Annotated in this window: 18 protein-coding genes and 1 pseudogene; 13 read left to right on the top strand and 6 right to left on the bottom strand. The window is 70.9% G+C overall.

Translation table 11 applies throughout. From position 1 onward, the window contains the following. Position 1 precedes the first annotated feature (1 nt). From glpK to BMX65_RS13255, 3 genes are all read right to left on the bottom strand, one after another. Complete coding sequence (glpK, locus tag BMX65_RS13265) at positions 2-1,546, bottom strand: glycerol kinase GlpK (protein WP_075000450.1); 1,545 nt, start codon at positions 1,544-1,546, stop codon at positions 2-4. Positions 1,547-1,599: 53 nt separating this feature from the next. After that, entirely contained in the window at positions 1,600-2,364 is a 765-nt protein-coding gene (locus tag BMX65_RS13260; protein ID WP_075000449.1) for an MIP/aquaporin family protein, read from the bottom strand. A gap of 395 nt (positions 2,365-2,759) precedes the next feature. Beyond that, positions 2,760-3,524: an IclR family transcriptional regulator gene (locus BMX65_RS13255; protein WP_075000448.1), complete on the bottom strand. Its 765-nt coding sequence runs from the start codon at positions 3,522-3,524 to the stop codon at positions 2,760-2,762. 232 nt (positions 3,525-3,756) lie between these two features. On the opposite strand from BMX65_RS13255, the gene metH reads away from it, so the two are divergent. From metH to BMX65_RS13240, 3 genes are all read left to right on the top strand, one after another. Continuing rightward, complete coding sequence (gene metH, locus BMX65_RS13250) at positions 3,757-7,278, top strand: methionine synthase (protein ID WP_075000447.1); 3,522 nt, start codon at positions 3,757-3,759, stop codon at positions 7,276-7,278. Positions 7,279-7,421: 143 nt separating this feature from the next. Beyond that, entirely contained in the window at positions 7,422-8,123 is a 702-nt protein-coding gene (locus tag BMX65_RS13245) for an HAD family hydrolase (RefSeq protein ID WP_075000446.1), read from the top strand. A gap of 402 nt (positions 8,124-8,525) precedes the next feature. After that, on the top strand, positions 8,526-10,121 hold the full coding sequence (locus BMX65_RS13240; RefSeq protein WP_075000445.1) for an ABC transporter substrate-binding protein: 1,596 nt from the start codon (positions 8,526-8,528) through the stop codon (positions 10,119-10,121). Between the two features lie 153 nt (positions 10,122-10,274). On the opposite strand, the gene BMX65_RS13235 is transcribed toward BMX65_RS13240, so the two are convergent. Next, entirely contained in the window at positions 10,275-10,946 is a 672-nt protein-coding gene (locus BMX65_RS13235) for a response regulator (protein ID WP_019356404.1), read from the bottom strand. Positions 10,947-10,988: 42 nt separating this feature from the next. Further along, positions 10,989-11,939 carry a RecB family exonuclease gene (locus BMX65_RS13230; protein ID WP_075000444.1) on the bottom strand — a complete coding sequence of 317 codons (951 nt, stop codon included), beginning with the start codon at positions 11,937-11,939 and terminating at the stop codon, positions 10,989-10,991. Between the two features lie 138 nt (positions 11,940-12,077). Between BMX65_RS13230 and BMX65_RS13225 the strand changes: the two genes are divergently transcribed. The 9 genes and pseudogenes from BMX65_RS13225 (at position 12,078) to prcA (ending at position 21,476) form a co-directional block, all read left to right on the top strand. Next, on the top strand, positions 12,078-13,364 hold the full coding sequence (locus tag BMX65_RS13225) for a site-2 protease family protein (RefSeq protein ID WP_075000443.1): 1,287 nt from the start codon (positions 12,078-12,080) through the stop codon (positions 13,362-13,364). 60 nt (positions 13,365-13,424) lie between these two features. Then, a complete protein-coding gene (locus tag BMX65_RS13220; protein WP_075000442.1) occupies positions 13,425-14,330 on the top strand; it encodes a tRNA (adenine-N1)-methyltransferase in 906 nt (301 codons plus the stop codon). A gap of 234 nt (positions 14,331-14,564) precedes the next feature. Beyond that, complete coding sequence (locus BMX65_RS13215; RefSeq protein ID WP_075000441.1) at positions 14,565-15,116, top strand: hypothetical protein; 552 nt, start codon at positions 14,565-14,567, stop codon at positions 15,114-15,116. Between the two features lie 273 nt (positions 15,117-15,389). Continuing rightward, positions 15,390-17,156 (top strand): proteasome ATPase, encoded by a 1,767-nt coding sequence (arc, locus tag BMX65_RS13210; protein WP_075000440.1) that lies wholly within the window; start codon positions 15,390-15,392, stop codon positions 17,154-17,156. Positions 17,157-17,386: 230 nt separating this feature from the next. Beyond that, complete coding sequence (gene dop, locus BMX65_RS13205) at positions 17,387-18,898, top strand: depupylase/deamidase Dop (protein WP_075000439.1); 1,512 nt, start codon at positions 17,387-17,389, stop codon at positions 18,896-18,898. A gap of 145 nt (positions 18,899-19,043) precedes the next feature. Further along, positions 19,044-19,262: a ubiquitin-like protein Pup gene (locus BMX65_RS13200; RefSeq protein WP_075000638.1), complete on the top strand. Its 219-nt coding sequence runs from the start codon at positions 19,044-19,046 to the stop codon at positions 19,260-19,262. Between the two features lie 193 nt (positions 19,263-19,455). Beyond that, positions 19,456-19,886: pseudogene (locus BMX65_RS34145) on the top strand (endonuclease VII domain-containing protein). Continuing rightward, the gene (gene prcB, locus BMX65_RS13190) at positions 19,838-20,683 is read left to right on the top strand and encodes a proteasome subunit beta (RefSeq protein WP_075000438.1); all 846 of its coding nucleotides are present in this window, start codon (positions 19,838-19,840) and stop codon (positions 20,681-20,683) included. Before BMX65_RS34145 ends, prcB begins: the two are co-directional and overlap by 49 nt. Before the next feature lie 34 nt (positions 20,684-20,717). Beyond that, complete coding sequence (gene prcA, locus BMX65_RS13185) at positions 20,718-21,476, top strand: proteasome subunit alpha (RefSeq protein WP_075000437.1); 759 nt, start codon at positions 20,718-20,720, stop codon at positions 21,474-21,476. A gap of 238 nt (positions 21,477-21,714) precedes the next feature. On the opposite strand, the gene BMX65_RS13180 is transcribed toward prcA, so the two are convergent. Then, on the bottom strand, positions 21,715-22,974 hold the full coding sequence (locus BMX65_RS13180) for a LacI family DNA-binding transcriptional regulator (RefSeq protein ID WP_075000436.1): 1,260 nt from the start codon (positions 22,972-22,974) through the stop codon (positions 21,715-21,717). An 84-nt stretch (positions 22,975-23,058) separates the two neighbouring features. Here BMX65_RS13180 and BMX65_RS13175 point away from each other — a divergent pair, with 84 nt between their 5' ends. Then, on the top strand, positions 23,059-24,465 hold the full coding sequence (locus tag BMX65_RS13175) for an MFS transporter (protein WP_075000435.1): 1,407 nt from the start codon (positions 23,059-23,061) through the stop codon (positions 24,463-24,465). Positions 24,466-24,471: the final 6 nt, after the last annotated feature.

Genomic DNA, 24,471 nt, shown 5'->3' with positions numbered 1-24,471 from the left:
CTCAGTTCTCCTCTTCGATCCAGCCCATGGTCCGCTCCACGGCCTTGAGCCAGTTCCGGTATTCCCGCTCACGCGTCTCTGCGTCCATGCGGGGGGTCCATTCCGCGGCGCGCTTCCAGTTGGCCCGCAGCTCGTCGGTGTCCGACCAGAAGCCGACGGCCAGACCGGCCGCGTACGCCGCGCCGAGGCAGGTGGTCTCGGCGACCATCGGGCGCACGACGGGCGCGTCCAGGACGTCCGAGATGGTCTGCATCAGCAGGTTGTTGGCGGTCATGCCGCCGTCCACCTTCAGCGCGGCCAGCTCGACGTCCGAGTCCTTCTGCATCGCGTCGACGATCTCCCGGGTCTGCCAGGCCGTCGCCTCCAGCACCGCGCGGGCCAGGTGCGCCTTGGTGACGTAGCGGGTCAGGCCCGCGATGACACCGCGCGCGTCCGAGCGCCAGTACGGGGCGAACAGGCCGGAGAACGCCGGGACGAAGTAGGCGCCGCCGTTGTCCTCGACGGAGCTGGCCAGGGTCTCGATCTCCGCCGCGCTGTTGATCAGCCCCATCTGGTCGCGCATCCACTGCACCAGCGAACCGGTGACCGCGATGGAGCCCTCCAGCGCGAAGACCGGCTGCTGGTCACCGATGCGGTAGCCGACCGTGGTGAGCAGGCCGTTGTAGGAGTTGACCGGCTCGTGCCCGGTGTTCATCAGCAGGAAGGTGCCGGTGCCGTAGGTCGACTTGGCCTCGCCCTGCTCGAAGCAGGTCTGGCCGAACAGCGCCGCCTGCTGGTCGCCCAGCGCGGAGGCGACGGGCAGCCCCGCCAGCTCGCCGGTGGCCTCGCCGTACACCTCGGAGGACGAGCGGATCTCGGGCAGCAGCGCCATCGGGATGCCGATGGACGCGCAGATCTTCTCGTCCCAGGCCATGGTGTGCAGGTTCATCAGCATGGTGCGGGAGGCGTTGGTGACGTCGGTGACGTGCTTGCCGCCGTCCGGGCCGCCGGTGAGGTTCCAGATGACCCAGGAGTCCATGGTGCCGAAGAGGATCTCGCCGTTCTCGGCGCGCTCGCGCAGCCCGTCGACGTTGTCGAGCAGCCAGCGGATCTTCGGCCCGGCGAAGTAGGACGCCAGCGGCAGGCCGGTCTCGCGGCGGAAGCGGTCCTGGCCGACGTTGCGGCCCAGTTCCTTGCAGAGCGCGTCGGTGCGGGTGTCCTGCCAGACGATGGCGTTGTGCACCGGGCGGCCGGTCGCCTTCTCCCACAGGACGGTCGTCTCGCGCTGGTTGGTGATGCCCAGGGCCAGCACGTCCTCCCGGGTGATCCCGGCCTTCTCCAGCGCGCCCGCGACCACCTGCTGGACGTTGGTCCAGATCTCGGACGCGTCGTGCTCGACCCAGCCCGGCTTCGGCAGGATCTGCTCGTGCTCCTTCTGGTCGACCGCGACGATCCGGCCGTCCTTGTCGAAGACGATGCAGCGGCTGGAGGTGGTGCCCTGGTCGATCGCGGCTATGAAGGGCCCGCCGCCGTGTGCGGAGGCGTGGGTGCTGTGGGTCTCGCTCATGGTGTGTGTGCTCCCTTGCGTCATCGGGTCGTCTCAGCGGTCGGCCGGGCGCGCTAGGCCCATGCGAGGTTGTAGAGCCCCGCGGCGATGGCGGCGCCGACCAGCGGGCCCACCACGGGCACCCAGGCGTAGCTCCAGTCGCTGCCGCCCTTGTTCGGCAGCGGCAGCACCGCGTGGGCCAGGCGGGGGCCGAGGTCGCGGGCCGGGTTGATGGCGTAGCCCGTGGGTCCGCCGAGCGAGAGACCGATACCGACGACGACCAGCGCGGTGATCAAGGCGCCCATCCGGCCGAGGCCGATGGTGCCGTCGGCGTCCTTGACCAGGCCCTGGGTGAGGATCGCGAAGATCAGCACGAAGGTGGCGATGACCTCGGTGAGGAAGTTCAGCAGGCCGTTGCGCACCTCGGGGGAGGTGAAGAAGACGCCGTGCACGGGGCCGGGGTTCGCGTGCTTCATCTCGACCATGTCCGGCTCGCGGAGCGTGGCCTGGAACTGGCTGTAGTAGGCGACCCACACCAGCACGGCGCCCAGGATGGCGCCCAGCAGTTCGCTGCCCATGTAGAGCGGGACGTCGCCCCAGGGGGTGTCGCCCTTGATGGCGAGCGCCAGGGTGACCGCCGGGTTGAGGTGGGCGCCGGAAGGCTGGGCGATGTAGGCACCGGTGAGCACCCCGAAGCCCCAGCCGAAGGCGATGGCGACCCAGCCGGCCGCGAACGCCTTCGAGCGCTTGAGATTGACTGCGGCGACCACGCCGCCACCGAGGAGGATCAGCACCATCGTGCCGGTGACCTCACTCGTGAAGATGTCGAGGCTGGACACCCGCGACTCCTTTGTCCTTGTCCATGGGGGCACCTCCCGGCCGGAGGCCGAGGGGATGGGCGGACCGGTTGATGATCGTCCGGTGTTCGACAATGTCGACCGCCGAACGGCAACTTTTCTCCTTCGTAAGAGTCCCGTCAAGGGGCTGTGACCGATGACTCCTGGCTGTCATCCTGCGGCCACGCAGGGGTCTCGGCACGTCAGGAGGGCCAGACGGTGCGCGGGGGCCTCCGGGCGGCTCCGGGCGGCCGCCGGCGAGGACCTTCCGAGACCGTTCCGAGGCTCTTCCGAGTCCTTTCCGGGGCCTTTCCGGGGTCCTTCGGGCGCCTTTCCGGGGCTCTCCTGCCGGAGTCCTTCCGGGACCTGCCGGAGTCCTTCCGGGGCCCCGCCGGGGCTCAGAACCGCAGCGCCCCCAGATCCCGGGAGACCGCCCGCGCCGTGTCCCGCACCGCCGCAACCAGCCGCGGAAGCAGCTCCTCGCCCTCGCACACCCGCTCCACGGCCCCGGTGATGCCCACCGCACCCACCGGCATCCGGCGCCGGTCGTGGATCGGCGCGGCCACCGAGGCGAGGCCGTCCCAGGTCTCCTCCACGTCCGCCGCCCAGCCGCGCGCCCGGACGGTCTCCAGCAGCGTCTCGAACCGGTCCTCGCCGGTGACCGTGCGCTCGGTGAAGTCCGTCCGCCGCCCGTCCAGCGCCTCGCTGTGCGCCACCGGGTCGAACGCGCACAGCACCTTGCCCAGGGCGGTGCTGTGCAGCGGCTGCATGGCGCCGACCTCCAGCACCTGGCGGCTGTCGTCCGGGCGGAAGACGTGGTGCACGATGAGCACGCCCTGCTGGTGGAGCACGCCCAGGTAGACGCTCTCCCCGCTGGAGCGGGCCAGGTCGTCCGTCCACACCAGGGCGCGGGCCCGCAGCTCGTGCACGTCCAGATAGCTGTTGCCCAGGCGCAGCAGCTCGGCCCCGAGCTGGTAGCGGCCCGTGACCGCTTCCTGCTCCACGAAGCCCTCCTGCTGGAGGGTGCGCAGCAGCCCGTGCGCCGTACCCTTGGCCAGGTCGAGCGCCGAGGCGATCTCGGAGAGTCCGAGCCGCCGCTCGCCGCCCGCCAGCAACCGCAGTACGGCCGCCGCTCGTTCCAGCGACTGGATGGTCCGGGCCATCGGTCCTCCCTGACCTGCTGCCTTGAGTTTCACCATGCCGATTCGACAATGTCGAACGGTATCGCTTGATGTCGACGCGACGGTAGTCGGGATCGAGCCCGGATCGAGCGCCGGAGTGTCCGATGGTCGGAATGTCGACCTGCGCTCTTGCGTCCGCCCGCTACGCTGACCGGGTGCGCTGCCTCACCGGCGCGCAAAGCCGACAGCCGTCGCAACCCAGGGAGCCTCTTCCATGGCCTCGTCGCCGAGCAGCACGTCCGCAACTCCGTCCCCCACCCGGGCCGAGGCGCTCCGCAGCGCACTGGCCTCGCGCGTGGTCGTCGCCGACGGAGCGATGGGGACGATGATCCAGGCGCAGGATCCGACGCTGGAGGATTTCGAACAGCTCGAAGGCTGCAACGAGATCTTGAACGTGACCCGCCCCGACATCATCCGCGCGGTCCACCAGGAGTACTTCGCCGCAGGCGTGGACTGCGTGGAGACCAACACCTTCGGCGCCAACCACGCGGCGCTGGGGGAGTACGACATCACCGAGCGCATCTTCGAACTGTCCGAGACCGGCGTGCGCATCGCCCGCGACGTCGCCGAGGAGTTCGAGTCCGACGACGGACGGATGCGCTGGGTCCTGGGCTCCATGGGCCCGGGCACCAAACTGCCGACCCTAGGCCACGCCCCCTACACCACCCTCCGCGACGCCTACCAGCAGAACGCGGAGGGCATGATCGCCGGTGGCGCCGACGCGCTGCTGGTGGAGACGACCCAGGACCTGCTGCAGACCAAGGCGGCCGTCATCGGCGCCCGCCGCGGCATGGCGGCGGTCGGCGCCGACCTGCCGCTGCTGTGCTCGGTCACGGTGGAGACGACCGGCACGATGCTGCTCGGCTCCGAGATCGCCGCGGCCCTCGCGGCCCTGGAGCCGCTGGGCATCGACATGATCGGGCTGAACTGCGCCACCGGCCCCGCCGAGATGAGCGAGCATCTGCGCTATCTGGCCCAGCACTCCCGCGTCCCGCTCTCCTGCATGCCGAACGCCGGCCTGCCGGTGCTGGGCAAGGACGGCGCCAGCTATCCGCTCACCCCCGAGGAGCTGGCGGACGCGCACGACACCTTCGTGGGCGACTACGGCCTGTCCCTGGTGGGCGGCTGCTGCGGCACCACACCCGAGCACCTGCGCCAGCTCGTGGAGCGGGTGCGCGGCCGCGAGCCCGCCGCACGCACCCCGCAGCCGGAACCGGCCGCGGCCTCGCTCTACCAGGCGGTGCCCTTCCGCCAGGACACCTCGTACATGGCCATCGGGGAGCGGACCAACGCCAACGGGTCGAAGAAGTTCCGCGAGGCGATGCTGGAGGCGCGCTGGGACGACTGCGTCGAGCTGGCCCGGGAGCAGATCCGCGAGGGCGCCCACATGCTCGACCTGTGCGTCGACTACGTCGGCCGGGACGGCGTCGCGGACATGACCGAGCTGGCGGGCCGGCTGGCCACCGCCTCCACGCTGCCGATCGTGCTGGACTCGACGGAGATCGACGTCATCCAGGCCGGTCTGGAGAAGCTGGGCGGCCGCGCCGTCATCAACTCCGTCAACTACGAGGACGGCGACGGACCCGAGTCCCGCTTCGCGAAGGTCACCAAGCTGGCCGCCGAGCACGGGGCGGCGCTGATCGCGCTGACCATCGACGAGGAGGGCCAGGCCCGCACCGCCGAGCACAAGGTCGCCATCGCCGAACGTCTCATCGCGGACCTGACCGGCAACTACGGCATCCACGAGTCGGACATCCTGATCGACGTCCTCACCTTCACCATCTGCACCGGCCAGGAGGAGTCCCGCAAGGACGGCATCAACACCATCGAGGCCATCCGGCTGCTCAAGCAGAAGCACCCCGACGTGCAGACCGTGCTGGGCCTGTCGAACATCTCCTTCGGCCTGAACCCGGCCGCCCGGATCGTGCTCAACTCCGTCTTCCTCGACGAGTGCGTCAAGGCCGGGCTGGACTCCGCGATCGTGCACGCCAGCAAGATCCTGCCGATCGCCCGGTTCGACGACGAGCAGGTCACCGTTGCCCGCGACCTGGTCTACGACCGGCGCAGCGAGGGCTACGACCCGCTGCAGAAGCTGATGGAGCTGTTCGAGGGCGCCACGGCCAAGTCGATGAAGGCCGGGAAGGCCGAGGAACTGGCCGCCCTCCCGTTGGAGGAGCGCCTCCAGCGACGCATCATCGACGGCGAGCGCAACGGGCTGGAGGCCGACCTGGACGCCGCCCTGGAGGAGCGCCCGGCGCTCGCCATCGTCAACGACACGCTGCTGGCGGGCATGAAGGTCGTCGGTGAGCTGTTCGGCTCCGGACAGATGCAGCTGCCGTTCGTGCTCCAGTCGGCCGAGGTGATGAAGGCCGCCGTCGCCCACCTCGAACCGCACATGGAGAAGTCCGAGGACGAGGCGGGCAAGGGCACGATCGTGCTGGCCACGGTCCGCGGCGACGTCCACGACATCGGCAAGAACCTCGTCGACATCATCCTGTCCAACAACGGCTACCAGGTGGTCAACCTCGGCATCAAGCAGCCGGTGAGCGCCATCCTGGACGCCGCGGCCGAGCACCGGGCCGACGTGATCGGCATGTCCGGGCTGCTGGTGAAGTCCACGGTGATCATGAAGGAGAACCTGGAGGAGCTCAACCAGCGCAAGATGTCCTCCGACTTCCCCGTCATCCTCGGCGGGGCCGCGCTCACCCGGGCCTACGTCGAGCAGGACCTGCACGAGATCTACGAGGGCGAGGTCCGCTACGCCAAGGACGCCTTCGAGGGGCTGAGCCTCATGGACGCCCTGATGGACGTCAAGCGCGGCGTTCCCGGTGCCGAGCTGCCCGCGCTCAAGCAGCGCCGGGTGCCCAAGCGGGACCTCGACATCCCCGAGCCGGAGGAGAACGACGGCTCCGTCCGCTCGGACGTGGCCGTCGACAATCCCGTCCCCGAGCCGCCCTTCTGGGGCACCCGGGTGATCAAGGGCCTGCGGCAGCAGGACTACGCGTCCTGGCTGGACGAGGGTGCCCTCTTCAAGGGCCAGTGGGGGCTCAAGGAGTCCCGCAAGGGCGACGGGCCGTCCTACGAGGAGCTGGTGGAGACCGAGGGCCGCCCCCGGCTGCGGGGCTGGCTGGAGCGGCTGCAGACGGAGAACCTGCTGGAGGCGTCCGCCGTCTACGGCTACTTCCCCTGCTACTCCAAGGGCGACGACCTGATCCTGCTGGACGAGCAGGGCAACGAGCGCACCCGCTTCACCTTCCCCCGGCAGCGGCGCGGCCGCCGGCTCTGCCTGGCGGACTTCTTCCGCCCGGAGGACTCCGGCGAGACCGACGTCGTCGGGCTGCAGGTGGTCACCGTCGGGTCCAGGATCGGCGAGAAGACCGCCGAGCTGTTCGCGGGCGACGCCTACCGCGACTACCTGGAGCTGCACGGCCTCTCCGTGCAGCTCGCCGAGGCGCTCGCCGAGTACTGGCACGCCCGGGTCCGCAGCGAGCTGGGCTTCTCGGGCGAGGACCCCGACCAGATGCAGGGCATGTTCGATCTGAAGTACCGGGGAGCCCGGTTCTCGCTGGGCTACGGTGCCTGCCCGAACCTGGAGGACCGCGCGAAGATCGCCGAGCTGCTGCGGCCGGAGCGGATCGGCGTCGAGCTCTCCGAGGAGTTCCAGCTCCACCCCGAGCAGTCGACCGACGCCATCGTGCTGCACCACCCCGAGGCGAAGTATTTCAACGCCCGATGAGGGCACAGGTCATATACTGATCGGTCCGGTACAGGCCGGTCGTCCGCTTCCGCCGGGAACCGGAACCCTCCGGGGTTCCGGCGGAAGGGGCGACCGGCCTTGTCGTCCCTTGTGGAGTCGTCGCTTTCGGGAGGTGTTCGCGGATGGCCGGTCCATCCCCCGCCGTCACCACGCTCACGGGTGAGGAGCCCGAGCTGCAGGCCGTGCTGCTGGACATGGACGGCACCCTGGTCGACACCGAGGACTTCTGGTGGGACGCGGAGGTCGCGGTCTTCGCCGAGCTGGGGCACGAGCTGCGCGACGAGTGGCGCAGCGTCGTCGTCGGCGGTCCCATGTCGCGCAGCGCCGGCTTCCTGATCGAGGCGACCGCCGCCGACATCGGCCTGGAGGAGCTCAGCGTGCTGCTGAACGCCAGGTTCACCGAGCGGCTGGAGCGCGGCGTCCCGCTGATGCCCGGTGCCCGCAGGCTGCTCGCTGAGCTGTCCGCGCACCGGATCCCCGCGGCGCTGGTCTCCGCCTCGCACCGCACGGTCGTGGACCGCATGCTCACCTGGATCGGGCACGAGCACTTCGCCTTCACGGTCGCCGGGGACGAGCTGGCCCGGACCAAGCCGCACCCGGACCCGTATCTGACCGCCGCGCGCCGCCTGGGAGCCGATCCGGTGCGCTGCGCGGTGCTGGAGGACACCGCCACCGGGGTCGCCGCAGCGGAGGCCGCCGGCTGCCACGTGGTGGCCGTGCCGTCCATCGCGCCGATCGAGCCCAAGTCCGGTCGCAGCATTGTGAGTTCACTCGAAGAAGTCGATCTCGAATTCCTCCGGTCGCGGATCATGGTCGCGCGCTGAGTCGATCATTCCGCGGCGGTGCCATTCCGTACGAGGCGGAGAATGCGCATCTGCGGGGCCCCGGAATCCCTTGCCCCGGGCTCCGCAGAATGCCGAACTCCGGTGTCCGGTGCGCAGATTGGTCCAGTGACGTTCATCACGCGCGAACCCCTCGACCAGCCACCCGGACTGTGGTGCCCCTGGGACTGGAGGGAAAAATGTCCTTCCCTTGTGTCCGTATTGATGGAGTGACGCGGAAAACGTTCCGGCGTTCGGATAGCGGACAGGAAGGTGCTGGTTCCGGTGCGTGAAACCGGTTCCGCGACCTGCGCTTCGAAAGTTGCCGGAGCGGACGATTAATGTCGGTGTACCGGCCATTCCTCCCCTGCAGCAAACCCTGGCCGGCCGAGGAGATCGTCGACCATGAACCGTAAAACTGTGGTGCTGCCCGTGCTTGCCGCGGGGATGCTCACGCCGCTGCTCGCCGGGTGCGGGTCCGAGAAGGGCGGGAGCGCAGGCGGCGACGCGATCGTCGTCGGCACGACGGACCACTTCGCGGTCGGCAAGGGCGCGCCGGCCCCGTTCGATCCCGCGGCGGCCTACGACGTCGCGGCCTGGGGCGTCATGCGCAACACCTTCCAGACGCTGCTGCGCTTCCCGCGCACCGGCACCTCGCCGGAGATGGACGCCGCCGCCAAGTGCGGCTTCACCGACGCGGCGAACAAGGTCTACCGCTGCACGATGCGCAAGGGTCAGACGTTCTCCAACGGGCACACGCTGGACGCCGAGGACGTCGAGTTCTCGCTGCGGCGGGTCAAACGCATCAACCACAAGGGCGGCCCCGCGGTCCTCTTCAGCAACCTCGACCGTGTCGAGGCCGACGACAAGAGCCACGTCGTCTTCCACCTCAAGCGGCCCGACGCGACTTTCCCGTACAAGCTGACCACCCCGGCCGCCGCCGTCGTGGACAGCCAGACCTACCCGGCCGACGCCCTCACCAAGGGCGACGCACTGGTCGGCTCGGGTCCCTACGCGCTCGAGCACATCGACGCCGAGTCGGCCGTGCTGGCGAAGAACCCGCACTACAGCGGGGAACTGGAGCTGCGGAACAGCAGGGTCGAGATGCGCTTCTTCGACGCCGCAGAGGGCATGGAGAAGGCGCTCAAGGCCGGCGACATCGATGTCATGGGCCGGACCATCTCCCCCGACCAGGTCAGCCGGCTCGACGGGGCCCAGGAGCAGGGCGTCGAGCTCGTCGAACAGCCCGGCCAGGAGATCCGCTACCTCGCCTTCGACACCGACGACCCGACCGCGGGCAAGAAGGCCGTCCGCAAGGCCATGGCCCAGCTCGTCGACCGCAAGAAGATCGTGCGGGACGCCTACGACCGCAGCACCGAGCCGCTCTACAGCATCGTGCCCGCCGGACTCCCGGCGCACCGGAACTCGTTCTTCAACACCTACGGCGAACCCAGCAAGGCCGCCGCCGAACGGACCCTGCGCGACGCGGGCATCGACAAGCCCGTCAAACTCACCCTCACCTACACCACCGACCACTACGGGGGTGCCACCGCCCAGGAGTTCGCCGTCCTCGAGAAGCAGCTCAACGGCAGCGGACTGTTCGACGTGCGGACCAAGGGCGTCAAGTGGGACACCTTCCGCCCGGCGGCGACGAACGGCAAGTACCAGGTGTGGGGCTACGGCTGGTATCCCGACTTCCCGGACGCCGACAATTTCGTCGCCCCCTTCTTCGAGAAGGACAACTTCCTCGGCTCGCCCTACACCAACCACGAGATCCGTGACGAGCTCGTGCCCCGGAGCCGCCGCCAGACCGAACGTTCCGCCACCTCCGGCACCTTCGGCCGCGTGCAGGACATCGTCGCCAAGGACGTTCCGCTGCTCCCGCTCTGGCAGGGCAAGCAGTACCTCGCGGCCCGCGACGACATCACCGGAGTCGAATGGGCCCTCAACTCCTCGTCCGTGCTCCAACTGTGGGAGCTGGGCCGCGGCCGCGACTCCTGACCCTCCCCGCCCGCCGCGGCGGTCGCAGAGCACGGCGCCACCGGCGCGGGCCGCGGGGCCCCGCCGGTGGCGCCTGCCGCCCGGGCCCTGCCGCCCGGGCCCTGCCGCCCGGGCCCTGCCGCCCGGCGGGGCGGCGGATCCGCGGCCCGGTCCTCAGGCCGACCCGGGCCGGACCAGTCCGCTCTCGTAGGCGTACACCGCGGCCTGCACCCGGTCCCGCAGCCCCAGCTTGGTGAGCACGTGGCCGACATGCGTCTTGACCGTCGTCTCGCTGACGAACAGATCCGCCGCGATCTCCGCGTTCGACAGCCCGCGCGCCACCAGCTTCAGCACCTCCACCTCGCGCTCGGTCAACTGGTGCAGGGTGTCCGGCACCGGCTCCTCGCCCGAGGGCAGCTTCCCCGCGTACTTGTCCAGCAGCCGGCGGGTGATGCTCGGCGCCAGCATCGCCTCGCCCGCCGCCACCACCCGGATGGCCTGCACCAGCTCACCGGCGGGTGCGTCCTTCAGGAGGAATCCGCTGGCACCGGCCCGCAGCGCCTCCACCACGTACTCGTCCAGATCGAAGGTGGTGAGCACCAGAACCTTGGCCGGGCCGTCCTTGGCCGGACCGGTGATCCTGCGAGTGGCCTCCACGCCGTCCATCCGGGGCATCCGGATGTCCATCAGGACCACATCCGGCTGCAGGGCCCGCACCTGGTCCAGCGCCTGCAGGCCGTCCCCCGCCTCACCGACCACCGCTATGTCCTGCTCGGCCTCCAGAATCATCCGGAAGCCGGTGCGCAGCAGCGGCTGGTCGTCGACCAGCAGTACGCGGATTGCCACAGGAACTCCTCAACGGGACGGCAGCGGTCGCCCCATTCTCACTCAGCCGCCCTGCGGTCCGTCCGCTGGCCCCGCGGCTCGCGCCCCGCCGGCGCCGGACACCGCACCGCTGTCCGCCGCCGGCCCGCCGCCGCCCTCCTCGGCGGCCGGGCGGGGCTCGGGCAGCCGCGGCTGGATCGTCAGCGGATAGGGCGGGGGAGTGCCCCCGAACTCCGGGCAGTGCGCCTGGTGGTCGCACCAGCCGCACAGCTTGCTCGGCCGCGGCCGCCAGTCGCCCGTCTCCGTCGCCCGCCCGATCGCGTCCCACAGCGCCAGCAGCTTGCGCTCGGTGGCCTGCAGATCGCCCTCGTCCGGGTCGTAGGTCAGGACGTCGCCGCTGCCCAGGAAGACGAGCTGCAGCCGCCGCGGCACCACGCCGCGCAGCCGCCACAGCACCAGGGCGTAGAACTTCATCTGGAACAGCGGGCCCTCGGCGTACTCCGGGCGCGGCGCCTTGCCCGTCTTGTAGTCGACGATCCGCACCTCACCGGTGGGTGCCACGTCCACCCGGTCGATGATCCCGCGCAGCCGCAGTCCCGAATCCAGCCGGGCCTCCACGAACAGCTCCCGCTCGGCGGGCTCCAACCGGGTGGGGTCCTCCAGCGTGAACCAGCGCTCCACCAGCGACTCGACCTCGGCCAGCCACTCCGCCAACCGGGCACCGTCGGAGGTGTCCTCCGCGAACAGCTCGGCCAGCTCGGGCCGCCTGGCCAGCAGCCGCTCCCACTCCCCGGGCACCAGCGAGCGGGCCCGCCGTGCGCTGCGCTCCGGCGCCGGGGCGTCGAAGAGCCGCTCCAGCACCGCGTGCACCACGGTCCCCCGGGTGGCGGCGGCAGAGGGCTTCTCCGGCAGTTTGTCGATCACCCGGAAGCGGTAGAGCAGCGGGCACTGCATGAAGTCCCCCGCCCGGGAGGGCGACAGCGAGGTCGGCGGTGTGGCCGCGCTGGTTCTCATGGGGTACGACCCTACGGCCCACCACCGACACCGGACACTTACCATCGACGGCAGACCCCTCGCGCCGGATGAACGCCGCACGGAGAACGCTGCGGCAGCCGCACGGCGCGGGGCGAGGGAAGCAGCAGAGGGGAACCCGTGGCGGACGAGGACAACGACGGGAAGCCGCGGTACGGCGGCTCCGGCGAGGGGAGCGGTCCCGAGGGGCCGGAGCCCCGCCGGGTGCTGCCTCGCACACCTGTACGCCCCGATGCACCGGGCGGCGGCATCCTGATGGGCCGCCCCTTCGGCGTCCCCGTCTACGTCGCCCCCTCCTGGTTCCTCGTCGCCATCCTGATCACCTGGGTCTTCGGCGGCCAGCTCGACCGGGTGCTGCCCGAGCTCGGCGCCGTGCGCTACCTGATCGCGCTCTTCTTCGCCGTCGCCTTCTACGCGTCCGTCCTGGTCCACGAGCTCGCCCACACCGTCGCCGCACTCCGCTTCAAACTCCCCGTCCGCCGCATCCAGCTCCAGTTCTTCGGCGGCGTCTCCGAGATCGAGAAGGAGTCCGAGACCCCCGGCCGGGAATTCGTCCTCGCCTTCGTGGGGCCCCTGCTCTCCCTCGTCCTGGCCGGCGTCTTCTACGCCGCGATGCGCGCGGTGGAGCCCCGCACCGTGCCCGGCGTGCTGCTGGCCGGCTTGATGATCTCCAACCTCCTCGTCGCCGTCTTCAACCTGCTGCCCGGCCTCCCCCTGGACGGCGGCCGGATGCTGCGCGCCGTCGTCTGGAAGATCAGCGGCAAGCCGATGACCGGTACCGTCGCCGCCGCATGGGTCGGCCGCGCGCTCGCCGTCACCGTCCTGATCGGCCTGCCGCTGGCCACCCACGCGGGCGGCCTGTCACGGGGCAGCGTCAGCGGCGTCGACTCCCTCACCGACGCACTGCTGGCCGCCATCCTCGCCGCCATCATCTGGACCGGAGCCGGCAACAGCCTGCGGATGGCCCGGCTGCGCGAACGCCTCCCCCGGCTCCGCGCCCGCACCCTCACCCGGCGCGCCGTCCCCGTCGAGACCGACACCCCGCTCTCCGAAGCCCTCCGCCGCGCCAACGCCGCCGGGGCCCGCGCCCTGGTCGTCGTCGACGGGCGGGGCGACCCGCTCGCACTGGTCCGGGAGGCCGCCATCGGCTCCGTCCCCGAGCACCGCCGCCCCTGGGTCGCCGTCAGCACCCTCGCGCAGGACCTCAGGGACGGCATGCGGGTCCCCGCCGAGCTCGCCGGCGAAGACCTGCTGGAATGGCTGCGCGCCACCCCGGCCACCGAGTACCTGGTCGTGGAGGAGACCGGCGAGATCTACGGAGTGCTCTCCACCGCCGACGTCGAGCGCGCCTTCGTGGAGGCCATGTCCAAGCGTCCGGACCAGACCTCGGCCGGACCGCCCGGCTGACCCCGTCCGCCCCCGAGCCCTGCCCCCGGCCGCACTCCGCGGACCGGATAGGCTGTGCACATGTCCGAACCGACCGGTGCCGCCCGCCGTCGCGGGCCCTTCAAGGTCGGGGACCAGGTCCAGCTCACCGACCCCAAGGGACGCCACTACACGATCACCCTCGAAGAGGGGAAGAGCTTCCACACCCACAAGGGAGCCTTTCCCCACGACGAGCTGATCGGTGCGCCCGAGGGGAGTGTCGTCCGTACCACCGGAAACGTCGCCTACCTCGCGCTGCGCCCCCTGCTCCCCGACTACGTCCTGTCCATGCCCCGGGGAGCCGCCGTCGTCTACCCCAAGGACGCCGGCCAGGTGCTCGCCATGGCCGACATCTTCCCCGGCGCCCGCGTCGTCGAGGCGGGAGTCGGCTCCGGCTCGCTGAGCACCTTCCTGCTCCGCGCCATCGGCGACCAGGGCATGCTCCACTCCTACGAGCGCCGAGCCGACTTCGCCGAGATCGCCCGGCAGAACGTCGAGCGCTACTTCGGCAGCCCCCACCCCGCCTGGACGCTCACTGTCGGCGACCTCCAGGACAACCTCGCCGACGCCGACGTCGACCGGGTCATCCTCGACATGCTCGCCCCCTGGGAATGCCTCGAGGCGGTCTCCAAGGCCCTGGTGCCCGGCGGCATCCTGTGCGCCTACGTCGCCACCACCACGCAGATGGCGCGCATGGTCGAGTCCATCCGCGAATTCGGTACCTTCAACGAACCCCAGGCGTGGGAGACGATGGTGCGCAACTGGCACATCGAGGGCCTCGCCGTCCGCCCCGACCACCGCATGATCGGCCACACCGGGTTCCTGCTCACCGCCCGCCGACTGGCCGACGGGGTCGAGCCGCCGCTGCGCCGCCGCCGCCCCGCCAAGGGCGCCTACGGCGAGGACTACACCGGCCCCGGCAGCCAGTCCGGCGGCCGCGCCTCCTAGCCCTCCCGCCGCCCCCCTCGCCGCCCCTCCGGCGGCCCCGTGCGACACGCCCGCTGCCCCGCACCCGGACCGAACCCGGGCGCGGGGCAGCCGCGTTGAGCGGCGCGGCAGGATGAACGGGACCCAGCCGTTCCGCGACAGTGTGACCTGTGGCACCATGCGAGGCACCTCCTCTCCGCGTCCTCTCCGCGTTCTCCCCGCGTCCGCCTCGCACCGCCCCAGGAGTCACCCCGAGTGACGGAACTGCCGCACACCCGTACCCGCACGGCCCACTGGCTCGCCACCGCCGCAGCGCTCGCCGCCGTCCTCGGCGGCACGGCGCTCCTGCGACCGGCCACCGCCAGCCCCGCCCCCACCGGCACCGACCCGGCCCCCGACCCGGCCCGTGCCCACTACCCGCTGGACTGCGGCCGGGGTGCGGCGAAGCCGGAGGTGCTGGACACGGCGTCCGCCGACTTCGACGGCGACGGCGCCACCGAGACCGTCGCCGTGGTCCGCTGCCGCGCCCACGGAGGCACCCCGCCCAGCGCCGTCTACGTGCTCGCCGGCTCCACCGCCGGCCGGTCCCCGCGCCTCGCCGCCACCCTCGTCGAGCAGCGGGAGGGCATGTCGGTCCAGGACCTGGGAGTGCGCGGCACCACCGTCTCCGCCACCCTCCTCGGCTACTCCTCCGCCGACGTGCCGCGCTGCTGCCCCGACCGGCGCCGCAAGGTCAAGTGGGAATGGCGCGAGGGGAAGTTCGCCCTCCGTCCCGGTCCTGTGGCGGGCGGCGGCCTGCGCGTCTGAGCGGCCCTGCGCGCCGCCGGCCGGGCCCGCTGCCTCGCGTCCCGCTCGGGTCCCGCTCGGGCCGAAACAGCGCCGCACTGGACGGGTGTTGAACGTCTCGACACCGCAACCGGTCGCTTTCAGATGGTTGTGGGTGGGTATTCCCAGTCCTGAGGGAGTGCGCAAGGGTGAAGATCGGACACACCCCGACCGTCTTTGTGATCTAGGGGTTTCAACCCGCACCGGCCCAGGTAGGGTCGAAGCGTCCAGCTCCCCCTGGAGGAGGTGAGGACCGTGGCAGCCCACGACGACGACACCAACCGCGGCGCCCGGCCCGGTCGGGGTTCCGAAGACCCGTCCGGCCAGGTCGCCTACCTTGAGCAGGAGATCGCCGTCCTGCGCCGCAAGCTCGCCGACTCTCCGCGGCACACTCGTATTCTCGAGGAGCGGATCGTCGAGCTGCAGACCAACCTGGCCGGTGTGTCCGCCCAGAACGAGCGGCTCTCCACCACGCTCCGCGAGGCGCGTGACCAGATCGTGGCCCTCAAGGAAGAGGTCGACAGACTCGCTCAGCCACCGGCGGGCTTCGGCGTCTTCCTGCAGGCCAACGAGGACGACACGGCCGACATCTTCACCGGCGGCCGCAAGCTGCGGGTGAACGTCAGCCCGAGCGTCGACCTCCCGTCGCTCCGGCGCGGCCAGGAGCTCATGCTCAACGAGGCGCTCAACGTGGTCGAGGCCATGGAGTTCGAGCGCGCGGGTGACATCGTCACCCTCAAGGAAGTCCTGGAGGACGGAGAGCGCGCCCTGGTCGTCGGCCACACGGACGAGGAGCGCGTGGTGCGCCTCGCCGAGCCGCTGCTGAACGCCACGCTGCGGGCCGGCGACGCCCTGCTGCTGGAGAGCCGCTCCGGCTACGTCTTCGAGGTCGTGCCCAAGAGCGAGGTCGAGGAGCTGGTCCTCGAAGAGGTCCCGGACATCGACTACACCAAGATCGGTGGCCTCGGCGGCCAGATCGAGCAGATCAGGGACGCGGTCGAGCTCCCCTACCTGTATCCGGACCTCTTCCGCGAGCACGAACTGCGTCCCCCCAAGGGCGTCCTGCTCTACGGCCCGCCCGGCTGCGGCAAGACGCTCATCGCCAAGGCGGTGGCCAATTCCCTGGCCAAGAAGGTCGCCGAGGTGACGGGCAAGCCCCAGGGCAAGAGCTACTTCCTCAACATCAAGGGCCCCGAGCTGCTCAACAAGTACGTGGGCGAGACGGAGCGGCACATCCGCCTGGTCTTCCAGCGGGCCCGCGAGAAGGCCAGCGAGGGCACACCCGTCATCGTCTTCTTCGACGAGATGGACTCCCTCTTCCGCACCCGCGGCTCGGGGGTCAGCTCGGACGTGGAGAACACCATCGTCCCGCAGCTCCTCTCCGAGATCGACGGCGTGGAGGGGCTGGAGAACGTCATCGTCATCGGTGCCTCGAACCGCGAGGACATGATCGACCCGGCGATCCTGCGCCCCGGCCGGCTGGACGTGAAGATCAAGATCGAGCGTCCGGACGCCGAGGCGGCCAAGGACATCTTCTCCAAGTACCTCACCTCGAACCTGCCGCTCCACGCGGACGACGTCGCGGAGCACGGCGGCAATGTGGAGGCCGCCTGCGCAGCGATGATCCAGTCGGTCGTGGAGCAGATGTACGCGGAGTCGGAGGAGAACCGCTTCCTGGAGGTCACCTACGCCAACGGTGACAAGGAGGTCCTGTACTTCAAGGACTTCAACTCCGGCGCGATGATCGAGAACATCGTCGGCCGGGCCAAGAAGATGGCCATCAAGGCGTACCTGGACCACAACCAGAAGGGTCTGCGCGTCGCCCATCTCCTGTCGGCCTGTGTGGACGAGTTCAAGGAGAACGAGGACCTGCCCAACACCACCAACCCGGACGACTGGGCCCGCATCTCCGGCAAGAAGGGGGAGCGGATCGTCTACATCCGCACCCTCGTCACCGGCAAGCAGGGCGCGGACACCGGTCGGTCCATCGACACCGTCGCCAACACCGGTCAGTACCTGTAGCGAGCTCCGGTTCCGGCTGCGGGTCCCCGCCCGGGGTACCCGCAGCCGGATTGTTTCCCGGAGCGATGAGGAAGTCCGCAGAGTGATCTCCCCACTCCTCTCCGTGCGTCATAGGCTTTCCCCACCGCCGCGACGCGCAGTGCGCAGGAGGGGGCCGCACACGGGACGGATGCGCAGCGGGACTTGAACGGCTGTCCACCGGCGGGCGGCCGTCAGGCAAGGAGGGAAGCATGACCGTACGGCGCGTAATGGGCATCGAGACCGAGTACGGCATTTCCGTGCCGGGCCACCCCAACGCCAATGCCATGCTCACCTCGTCCCAGGTCGTCAACGCCTACGCGGCGGCGATGCACCGGGCGCGGCGCGCCCGCTGGGACTTCGAGGAGGAGAACCCGCTGCGGGACGCCCGCGGCTTCGACCTGGCCCGCGAGTCGGCCGACGCCAGCCAGCTCACGGACGAGGACATCGGGCTGGCCAATGTGATCCTCACCAACGGCGCCCGGCTCTACGTCGACCACGCCCATCCGGAGTACAGCGCGCCCGAGGTCACCAACCCGCGGGACGCGGTGCTGTGGGACAAGGCGGGCGAGCGGGTCATGGCGGAGGCCGCCGAACGGGCGGCCGAGGTCCCCGGGACCAACCCGATCCACCTCTACAAGAACAACACCGACAACAAGGGCGCCTCCTACGGCACGCACGAGAACTACCTGATGAAGCGGGAGACCCCCTTCTCGGAGATCGTCCGCCATCTGACGCCCTTCTTCGTGTCCCGGCAGGTCGTGTGCGGTGCGGGACGGGTGGGGCTGGGCCAGGACGGCAGCGAGCACGGCTTCCAGCTCAGCCAGCGCGCCGACTACTTCGAGGTCGAGGTCGGGCTGGAGACGACACTCAAGCGGCCGATCATCAACACCCGGGACGAGCCGCACGCCGATGCCGAGAAGTACCGGCGGCTGCACGTGATCATCGGGGACGCCAACCTCTCGGAGATCTCCACCTACCTCAAGCTGGGCACGACCTCCCTGGTGCTGTCCATGATCGAGGACGGGTTCATCGCCGTGGACCTCGCTGTCGACCAGCCGGTCCGGACCCTGCACCAGGTGTCGCACGATCCGACACTCGAACGGCTGATCACGCTGCGCAACGGCCGGACACTGACCGCGGTGCAGCTCCAGATGGAGTACTACGAGCTGGCCCGCAAGTACGTCGAGGAGCGCTGGGGCACCGACGCGGACGAGCAGACCCGCGACGTGCTGACCCGCTGGGAGGACGTGCTCGGGCGGCTCGAGCGGGACCCGATGAGCCTGGCCGGCGAGCTGGACTGGGTCGCCAAGCGGGAGCTGATGGAGGGCTACCGGCGGCGCGACGGCCTCGACTGGGACGCGCCCCGGCTGCATCTCGTGGATCTCCAGTACGCGGACGTGCGCCCCGACAAGGGCCTCTACAACCGCCTGGTCTCCCGCGGGAGCATGCAGCGGCTGCTGTCCGAGGAAGAGGTCAAGGAGGCCGCCTTCAAGCCCCCGGAGGACACCCGGGCCTACTTCCGGGGCCGCTGCCTGGAGCAGTACGCCGACGACGTGGCCGCCGCTTCCTGGGACTCGGTCATCTTCGACCTCCCCGGCCGTGACTCTCTGCAGCGGGTTCCCACCCTGGAGCCGCTGCGGGGTACCCGTAACCACGTCAAGGAGCTGCTGGACCGCTGCCGCACCGCGGAAGAGCTGGTGAAGGTGCTTTCGGGCGGCTGAATCGCGGCTATTCGGTGCCCGGTCCGGGAATCATCGAGGTGGTTGCCGGACGTTGTCACAACGAAGGAGCCGAAGCCGGTCCCGGCTTGTAGGGTCTGATCTTGTACGTTCCGCGTACACCACCGAACCGAGCGGGGTGAGGGATATGGCGACCAAGGACAGCGGCGGCGGACAGCAGAAGTCCACGCGTCACACCGAGGAGGCCGAGGAGGAGACCCAGGACGCACAGGTCTCCGAGGACCTCAAGGAGCGCCAGGAGGCACTCTCCGACGACGTGGACTCCGTACTGGACGAAATCGACGACGTGCTCGAGGAGAACGCAGAGGACTTTGTGCGTTCCTTTGTCCAAAAGGGTGGACAATGAAATACCCTTCAAAGTGAAGGGTGATCCTCGTGAAAGATGAGGAAACCAAGCATTGTCCGCGTTGTGAGCGTTGCCTGTCCCCGGCGGCGTTCGGGCGTCACCGGGGCGGGCCGACGGGTTGCGGGACTGCTGCCGACCGTGCGCTCGTGCGCACGCACAGCAGTGGGACCAGCGGAAGCGGCGCGAGCGGCGCATGCTGAAGTACCTCCCGTTGCCGACTGGTTCCAGACTGTGCCGTTCATGTGGGGAGGTGACGTCGTTCAGCGCATGGCATCGCAATGCGACTGCTTCGGCTGGCCTCTCCACTCGGTGCAGGAAGTGCCGAGCCGTTGACGAACGGGCCGGACATCTCAAACGCACCTACGGTATGACCGTCGAGCAGCGCCAGAGTCTGCTGGACGGCCGGTTCGGCATCTGCCCGATCTGTCTCGGGCCCGCTCCTGAGCATGTGGACCACGATCATGAGACGGGTAGGGTCCGGGCGTACTGTGCTTCAGCTGCAATGCCGCACTGGGGCAGTTCAGGGATCGGCCGGACGTCATGCGGCGTGCGGCCGCCTACGTGGAAGGAAACGTGTGGAAGCCGAAATTCGTAGCACCGGGCGTCTACCTGCTGCCTTCCTGACACCAGGGTCGTCGTCGTTCATGGATTTCCTGTCCGACCACGCGCCGGAGCAGCTACCGGGAAGCCGGCCGCTGCCCCCCGTGGAGGGTGCCGTGCAGGCCCCGCACGGCACCACGATCGTGGCCGCGACGTTCGCCGGCGGTGTGGTGCTGGCCGGGGACCGGCGGGCGACGATGGGCAATGTCATCGCGCAGCGGGACATCGAGAAGGTCTTTCCCGCCGACGAGCACTCCGCCGTGGGCATTGCGGGCACCGCGGGGCTGGCGGTGGAGATGGTGAAGCTGTTCCAGCTCGAACTGGAGCACTTCGAGAAGGTGGAGGGCTCCACCCTTTCGCTGGAGGGCAAGGCCAACCGGCTCTCCACGATGATCCGCGGCAATCTGGGTATGGCGATGCAGGGGCTGGCCGTCGTGCCGCTGTTCGCCGGCTTCGATCTGGACCGCGGTGCGGGCCGGATCTTCTCCTACGACGTGACGGGCGGCCGCTCCGAGGAGCTGGGCTTCGCCGGTGTCGGCTCCGGCTCGGTCTTCGCCCGCGGCTCGCTCAAGAAGCTCTACCGGGACGAGATGACCCAGGAGCAGGCCGCGACCGTGGTCCTCCAGGCGCTCTACGACGCCGCCGACGACGACTCGGCCACCGGTGGTCCGGACATGACGCGCCGCATCTACCCGGTGGTCGTGACGATCACGGAGGACGGATACCGCAGGCTGGGTGAGGAGGAGGTCTCCGGGCTGGCGCAGACGGTGCACGACGGCCGCCTCCGGTTGCCCAACGGGCCGCAGGCCCCCGTCTCCTAGAGCACTCATTCGGACAGGAAGGGACGGATAGCCGGTGTCGACGCCGTTCTATGTGTCACCCCAGCAGGCGATGGCGGACCGCGCCGAGTACGCCCGCAAAGGCATCGCGCGCGGACGCAGCGTGGTCGTTTTGCAGTACGCGGACGGCATCGTCTTCGTCGCCGAGAACCCCTCCCGCGCGCTGCACAAGGTCAGCGAGATCTATGACCGGATCGCGTTCGCCGCGGTCGGCAAGTACAACGAGTTCGAGAACCTGCGGATCGGCGGTGTCCGCTACGCCGATCTGCGCGGCTACACCTACGACCGCCAGGACGTCACCGCGCGCGGGCTGGCCAATGTGTACGCCCAGACCCTGGGCACGATCTTCTCGGCGAACGCGGAGAAGCCCTACGAGGTCGAGCTGATCGTCGCCGAGGTGGGCGCGGCTCCCGAGGACGACCAGATCTACCGCCTGCCGCACGACGGGTCGATCGTCGACGAGCACGGTTCGGTGGCGGTCGGCGGCAACTCGGACCAGATCGGCAGCTACATGGACCAGCGGCACCGGGAGGGAATGTCGCTGGGCGAGGCCCTCAAGCTCGCTGTCGAGGCGCTCAAGCGGGACAGCAACGGCAGCGAGCGGACGCTGACCGCCGAGCAGTTGGAGGTCGCCGTCCTGGACCGCGAGCGCTCCCAGCGGCGCAAGTTCAAGCGCGTCCCGGCCGGGCAGGTGGCCCGTCTCCTGGAGGAGACCCCTGCCCCGGAGGCCACCGGCAAGGCGGAGGGCGAAGCCGAGGGCGGCGAGGAGGAGTAGTCCCCGGCCCTGTTCCGCCCCGCGGCCGTCCGGAAGGGTGACCGCGGGGCGGTACAGGGCTGTGCGGGTCTGCCCCGGTCGGGTCGGGGCGTTCGAGTCTTTCCGCGCCGGCCGGGGCAGCCGCGGGGCGGTCCCGGCCCGGTCCGGGGACCAGGGGTCCCGAGCGCCGTCCTCCAGCCGGCGGACGGCGCTGTGGCGCGTCCTGGGCGCCGGTGCCGGGGCGCCGGTACCGGGCGGTTCAGCGCTGCCCGGTCCGGGAAGGGCTCCGGGGGTCCGGGGAGGGGGCGGGACCGGTGGATCCGCGTTCCACCAGCCGCACCGGCAGCCGCACGGCTTCCGGGTCCCGCCCTTCCAGGATGTCCAGCAGGGTCCGCATGCCCGCGGCTCCCACCCGTTCGGCGGGCAGCCGGACAGTCGTCAGTTCCGGCTCCACGGCGGTCGCCAGGGCCAGGTCGTCGAACCCGGTCACCGAGACGTCGTCCGGCACCCGCAGTCCGAGCCGCCGCGCGGCCTTCAGCGCCCCGGCGGCGAGCAGGTCGTCGTCGCACACCAGTGCCGTCGGCGGTCCGTCGCCGTCGCCTCCGCCGGCCGGGCTGCTCCGGTCCGCCGCAGCGTTCCGACGGGCTCCGCTCCCGACCGCCGCGCCGTCCCGGTCCGCGCCGTCCCGGTGCGCCGTGAGCGCCCGGGTCGCCGCTTCCAGTCCGCCCGGCACGCCGAGTGCCCCGCGCTCCGTGCGCACCAGGGCGGCGCCGCCCGCGGTCAGCTCCTCGTGCAGCGCCCGCGCGCGTTCCGCGAAGGTCCAGGAGTCCACATCGGCGGAGATGTGGGCGATCCTGCGGTGGCCGAGTCCGAGAAGATGGGTCACCACCTGCCGCATGCCGTCGGCGAGGTCGACGTTGACGGTGGCGTCGCAGGTCCGCTCGTCGCTGTCCAGCATCACCACGGGCAGTCCTTCGCCGCGCAGCGCCGCGAGGGCCTCGGGGGCCATGGAGGAGGCGATGACGCCGTCGAGCGCGGTGCGGGCCGAGGCGAAGGGGTCGGGAGCCGCGTCGACCCCCTCGGGGGAGGGGTAGAGGACGATGCCGAAGTCGTGCGCTCCGGCGACGTCGGCCGCTCCGCGGTGCACGGTGGCGAAGAACTCGTTGGTCAGCGCCGGTACCACCAGGAGCGCGGTGCGGGTGCGGCCGAGGCGCAGGGTGCGGGCTGCCAGGTTGGGGCGGTAGCCGAGTTCGCGGGCCGCGGCCCGGACGGCTTCGGCGGTCCGGGCGGACACCCTGCCCTCCCATTTGCCGCCGAGCACCAGCGAGACCGTGGCCTGCGAGACGCCTGCCGCACCGGCGACGTCGTGTCCGGTGGGCCGGTTCCGGCCAGGGCCCCGGTCTGCGCCGGTCCGCCCGGCGGCGTCCCGGTCGGGTGCGCCGCCGCGGGAGGGGCCGCGACCCCGGGCGCCGCGCCCCCCGGCGCCGCGCTCGCCGGCGGCTGACTGCTGTCCTGGCACGGAAAACTCCTTCACCGCTGCTGCCTGGGCATGGTACGTATAGCGCATTCGTTATACGTAAAACTTGAGCGAGGGGTGGGGCGGATGGCGGCGGGCTACGCCGAGTTGCTGCGGGCCAGACACGCGATGCGGCTGCTGACGGGGACGCTGGTGGGCAGACTGCCGAACGCCACGGGGCCGATCGCCCTCGCACTGTTCGTCCGCGCCGAGGGCGGCAGCATGGCCCTCGCCGGGGCGCTGTCGGCGGGCTACGGCCTCGCCACCGCGTTCGGGCAGCCGATGCTCGGGCGGCTGGTGGACCTGTTCGGACAGCCGCGGGTGATGCTGCCCGCCGCGGCGGCGTCCGCGGCGGGCGCCGGCACGCTGGCGCTGGCGGGGATCGGCTCGCTGCCGCTCGCCCTCGTGTGCGTGCTGGCCTTCGGCCTGTTCACCCCGCCCCTGGAGGGCGGGCTGCGGGCGCTGTGGCCCAGCGTGCTGCGGCGCGAGGAGCAGGTGCACACCGCCTACGCGCTGGACGCGGTCGCCCAGGAGGTGATGTTCGCGGTGGGCCCGCTGCTGGTGACGCTGCTGGTCGCCGGGTGGAGTGAGGCGGCGGCGCTGCTGGTGGTCAACGGTCTGGGGCTGCTGGGCGCCGTCTCGGTGGTCGTCTCACCGCCGTCCCGCCGCTGGCGCTCCGCACCGCGCAAGCCGCACTGGCTGGGGGCGCTGCGCTCGCCGGGGCTGAAGGTACTGCTGGCCTCGTTCTTCTTCGTGGGGCTGGCGCTGGGGACCTTCGCGCTCGCCGCGGTCTCCTACGCCGACGACCACTCCGACAAGCTGCTCTCCACCTGTCTGCTGGCGGCCCAGGGCACGGGAGCGCTGGTGGGCGGGATCAGCTACGGCGCGCGCGCCTGGCCGGGCAGCCACGAGGGGCGGCTGCGGGTGCTGGTGGGCCTCTTCGCGCTGGGCAATCTGCCGCTGGCGCTGGTACCGGGGGTTCCGGTGATGGTGGTGCTGGGCGCACTCTCCGGGCTCTTCCTGGCCCCGTCCCTGGCGTGCGCCTTCGTGGTGGTGGACCGGCACGCCCCTGCGGGGACGGTGACCGAGGCGTTCTCCTGGCTGGTGACGACGTTCGGGGTGGGCGCAGCGGCGGGCACGGCCGCGGTCGGCCCGCTCATCGAGCGCGGTGGCACGGGGACGGGCTTCGCGCTGGCCGGGGCCGGCGGGGTGGCGGCGGTGGCCGTCGTCGTGGCGGCGCGCCGGTTCCTGGCACCCCCGGACGGGGCGTCGTCCGCCGGTGCGGTGGCGTCCGGCGGGGCGCCGGCCGCTTCCGCGGCGGCGCAGCCGGCCGGCGCCCCGGCCGCACCGGCGCCGCTGGGCGCGGACACCCACAGCGGGGCCCGGACGGGGGAGCCGCGTACCGCGGGCCTGCCTCCGGAGCGCCTGCCAGGTGCGGAAACTGATCGGAACGGCTGCGGCGAACCCGGTTTCAGATCCTTCCCGCAGGCGTAATGTTCA

Origin of the sequence: Streptomyces qinglanensis (genome assembly GCF_900111245.1) — a bacterium.
Taxonomy (GTDB): Bacteria; Actinomycetota; Actinomycetes; order Streptomycetales; family Streptomycetaceae; genus Streptomyces; species Streptomyces qinglanensis.
Note: the sequence above shows the minus strand (reverse complement) of the source record. Positions and strands in the feature narration are given on the sequence as shown.

Bases quoted from the DNA above. Each gene is read 5' to 3' on its own strand.
- glpK (WP_075000450.1), bottom strand. From the start codon at position 1,546: ATGAGCGAGACCCACAGCACCCACGCCTCCGCACACGGCGGCGGGCCC.
- BMX65_RS13255 (WP_075000448.1), bottom strand. From the start codon at position 3,524: ATGGCCCGGACCATCCAGTCGCTGGAACGAGCGGCGGCCGTACTGCGG.
- metH (WP_075000447.1), top strand. From the start codon at position 3,757: ATGGCCTCGTCGCCGAGCAGCACGTCCGCAACTCCGTCCCCCACCCGG.
- BMX65_RS13245 (WP_075000446.1), top strand. From the start codon at position 7,422: ATGGCCGGTCCATCCCCCGCCGTCACCACGCTCACGGGTGAGGAGCCC.
- BMX65_RS13240 (WP_075000445.1), top strand. From the start codon at position 8,526: ATGAACCGTAAAACTGTGGTGCTGCCCGTGCTTGCCGCGGGGATGCTC.
- BMX65_RS13230 (WP_075000444.1), bottom strand. From the start codon at position 11,939: ATGAGAACCAGCGCGGCCACACCGCCGACCTCGCTGTCGCCCTCCCGG.
- BMX65_RS13220 (WP_075000442.1), top strand. From the start codon at position 13,425: ATGTCCGAACCGACCGGTGCCGCCCGCCGTCGCGGGCCCTTCAAGGTC.
- dop (WP_075000439.1), top strand. From the start codon at position 17,387: ATGACCGTACGGCGCGTAATGGGCATCGAGACCGAGTACGGCATTTCC.
- BMX65_RS13200 (WP_075000638.1), top strand. From the start codon at position 19,044: ATGGCGACCAAGGACAGCGGCGGCGGACAGCAGAAGTCCACGCGTCAC.
- BMX65_RS13175 (WP_075000435.1), top strand. From the start codon at position 23,059: ATGGCGGCGGGCTACGCCGAGTTGCTGCGGGCCAGACACGCGATGCGG.